The organism is Streptomyces alkaliphilus, from assembly GCF_014141535.1.
Classification (GTDB): Bacteria; Actinomycetota; Actinomycetes; order Streptomycetales; family Streptomycetaceae; genus Streptomyces; species Streptomyces alkaliphilus.
Map to the genome: position 1 here is coordinate 1 of NZ_VKHT01000648.1, position 3,020 is coordinate 3,020.

Genomic DNA, 3,020 nt, shown 5'->3' on the forward strand with positions numbered 1-3,020 from the left:
CTCCAGCAGCTCGGGGGAGGCGGGGGCACCGGCCATGGCGGCGGCGAACCCGCCGCCGGCGCCGGGCGAGGGGACGGCGGCGCCCGGTGACAGCCCGGGCCGCTCACCCTCCGGGGTGCCGGTGGTCCGGTCGTCGGGGCGGCGCCACAGCTCGGCGGTGACACCGGTCGGGGCGGGTTCCCGATACGTCACCCCGGCGGCCCCGGTCCCGGCCTCGGACTCCGCGAGCCCGGCGGGATCCCGTTCGGTGCCGGCGAGGCTCTCGGGGTCGGCGATCAGCGCCCGGTACAGCGGGCAGCGCTCCTCCAACTCCTCACGGGTGCCGACGTCCACCAACCGTCCGGCGTCCAGGACCGCTATGCGGTCGGCGAGCAGGAGGGTGGAGCGGCGGTGGGCGATGAGGATGGTGGTGCGTCCGGCCATCACCTCGTTCAGCGCCTCGTGGATCTCGTGCTCCACCCGGGCGTCCACCGCCGAGGTGGCGTCGTCCAGGATCAACAGCCGGGGATCGGAGAGCACGGCACGGGCCAGGGCGATGCGCTGGCGCTGGCCGCCGGAGAGGGTCAGGCCCTGCTCCCCGACGACGGTGTCCCAACCGTCGGGGAGGGCGCGGATGAAGCCGTCGGCACGGGCGACCCGGGCGGCGGCGCGCAGTTCGGCGTCGGTCGCGTCGGGGCGGGCGTAGGCGACGTTGGCGCGCAGGGTGTCGGAGAACAGGAAGGGGTTCTCCGGGACCAGGCCGATGGCGTCGCGCAGCGAGGCGAGGGTCAGCTCGCGCAGGTCGTGGCCGCCGACCCGGACGGAGCCTGTATCGGGATCGTAGAAGCGCGGGAGGAGCTGGGCGATGGTCGACTTGCCGCTGCCGGAGGTGCCCACCACCGCCAGGGTCTCCCCCGGTTCCACGCGCAGGGTCAGCTCGCGCAGCGCGGGCGGCCCGGGCCGATCGGCGCCCTCGGCGCGGTAGCCGAAGGTGACCGCGTCCAGTTCGACGGAGGCCGGGGCGTCGGCCGGGAGCGGCCGGGCGTCGGGGCGCTCGGCGATCTCGGGGCGGGCGTCGATCAGCTCCAGGACGCGCTCCACACCGGCGCGGGCCTGCTGACCCACGGTGAGGATGACGGTGAGCATGCGCACGGGCCCCACCAGCATGGCCAGGTAGGTGGAGAAGGCGACGAAGGTGCCCAGGGTGATGTCACCGCGCACCGCGAGCCAGCCGCCGACGGCGAGCATCGCGACCTGGCCGAGGGAGGGCACCACCTGCAGGGCGGGGGTGTAGCGGGCGTTGAGCCGGACGGTGCGCATCCGTCCGGCGAACAGCCGGCGACCGGCCTCGCGCAGCTTGTGGTCCTCCTGCTCCTCCTGCCCGAAGCCCTTGACGACACGGACGCCGCCGACCGCGCCGTCCACGACGCCGGCGACCTCACCGGCCCGCCCCTGGGCCCACCAGGTGGCGGGGAACAGCCGCAGCCGGCTGCGGCGGGCGATCCACCACAGGGCGGGGGCCACCGCGAGGGCGATCAGGGTCAGGGCCGGGGAGAGCGCGACCATGACGATCAGCGAGACCAGGAACAGCATGAAGTTGCCGATGGTCATCGGCAGCATGAACAGCAGCCCCTGGATGAGCTGGAGGTCGCTGGTGGCGCGGCCGACGACCTGTCCGGTGCTCAACTCGTCCTGCCGGCGCCCGTCCAACCGCATGATCGAGCCGAACATGGCGGTGCGCAGATCGTGCTGGACGTCCAGGCCGAGCCGGCCGCCGTAATAGCGGCGCAGGAAGGTGAGGACGTAGACGACGCAGGCGGCGGCGAGCAGCAGTCCGATCCAGCCGGCGAGGCCGGGACCGTCGCCGACGATCACGTCGTCGATGATCACCTTGATGATCAGCGGCAGGAGGGCCATGACGCCCATGCCGGCGAGGGAGGCGATCAGGGAGATCAGCACGTTGCGCCGGTGGACCCAGCAGTAGCCGGAGAGCCGGCGTATCCAGCCGGGCGCGGGGGTCGGGTCGTCGGGCCCCTCGTCGAGGGCGGGACCGCCGACGGGGTCGGCGGGGGACGCGCCGGTGCCGATGGCGGCCCCCGGCGGCGCCGTGGCCGCCCCCCCGGCCGGGTCCGGAGCGTGCCCGGTACCGCGTTCCCGTTCCTCGTGCCCGCCTGCCGTCACGCCAGGTCCTCCGTCGTGGTCGTCCGGTCGTGGTCGTCCGGTCGTCGTCGATCGCTCCGTGCCGATCGCTCCGAGCGGATCACTCCGCAGCCGAGAACGCCCCGCAGTCCTCATTTCATCCCGGGGGCGGGATCGGGATGCGGCCGATGGGGCCGGTGGCGAATGAGGTGCGTCACGGGATCGGGCCGGCCACGGGCGCCGCCCGGGATCCCTCCGGGCGATCACCGGGGTCTCGTCGCCCGCACCACCGTGCGCTGCCGCGACCCGGGGGTGCGGAGGGGAGGCCGGGGCGCTCAACCGGCGTCGGTCGGGCGCCCCGCGCAGGTCACCTCGAGCCGGCCGCCGCCCGGAGCGGTGAAGTACCACACCGATCGGCCGCCCGACCCGGGACGGTCGTGGGGGTTGTGGCCGCCACCGTCCGGAACCAGGGAGAGCCCCTCCGTGAGGAGCGCACGGACGGCGGTCATCCCGCCCTCACCCGGACGGGTGATGCGGATGGCGAGGTGATCCTCGTTGCGTTCCCGTCGTTCGACCGACGCGACAAGGTCGTCCGGCGTCGGCCGGGGGAAGACGAAGACCTCCACGCCCCGGCGTTCGTCCCCCGGCGGACCGGTCCACGCCGTGACGATCGACACCTCACGGTCCTCCTCGGCCAACCCGTGGCGGCGCGCCAGTCGCTCCCGCACCACCACGCTCGGCACCGGGGCGCGCACCTCGAAGCCGCACCGGCCCAGCACCTCCGCCACCTCGTCCGGATGGTCGGGGAAGAGGAGCGTCCCCGCGTGGTCGAAGGCGCATCGCGAGGCCAACGCCTCCACCACCGCCGGGTCAGCCTCCCCCCGGGCCGCATCCCCCCGGAC

Annotated in this window: 1 protein-coding gene and 1 pseudogene; both read right to left on the reverse strand. The window is 74.6% G+C overall.

Features of this window, described 5'->3' with window-relative positions; translation table 11 throughout:
- Positions 1-1,980, reverse strand: a 1,980-nt coding sequence (locus tag FNQ90_RS17950; RefSeq protein ID WP_323380035.1) for an ABC transporter ATP-binding protein, incomplete at its 3' end; no start/stop codon positions are given.
- Positions 1,981-2,453: 473 nt separating this feature from the next.
- Positions 2,454-3,020: pseudogene (locus FNQ90_RS17955) on the reverse strand (hypothetical protein); the annotation flags it as partial.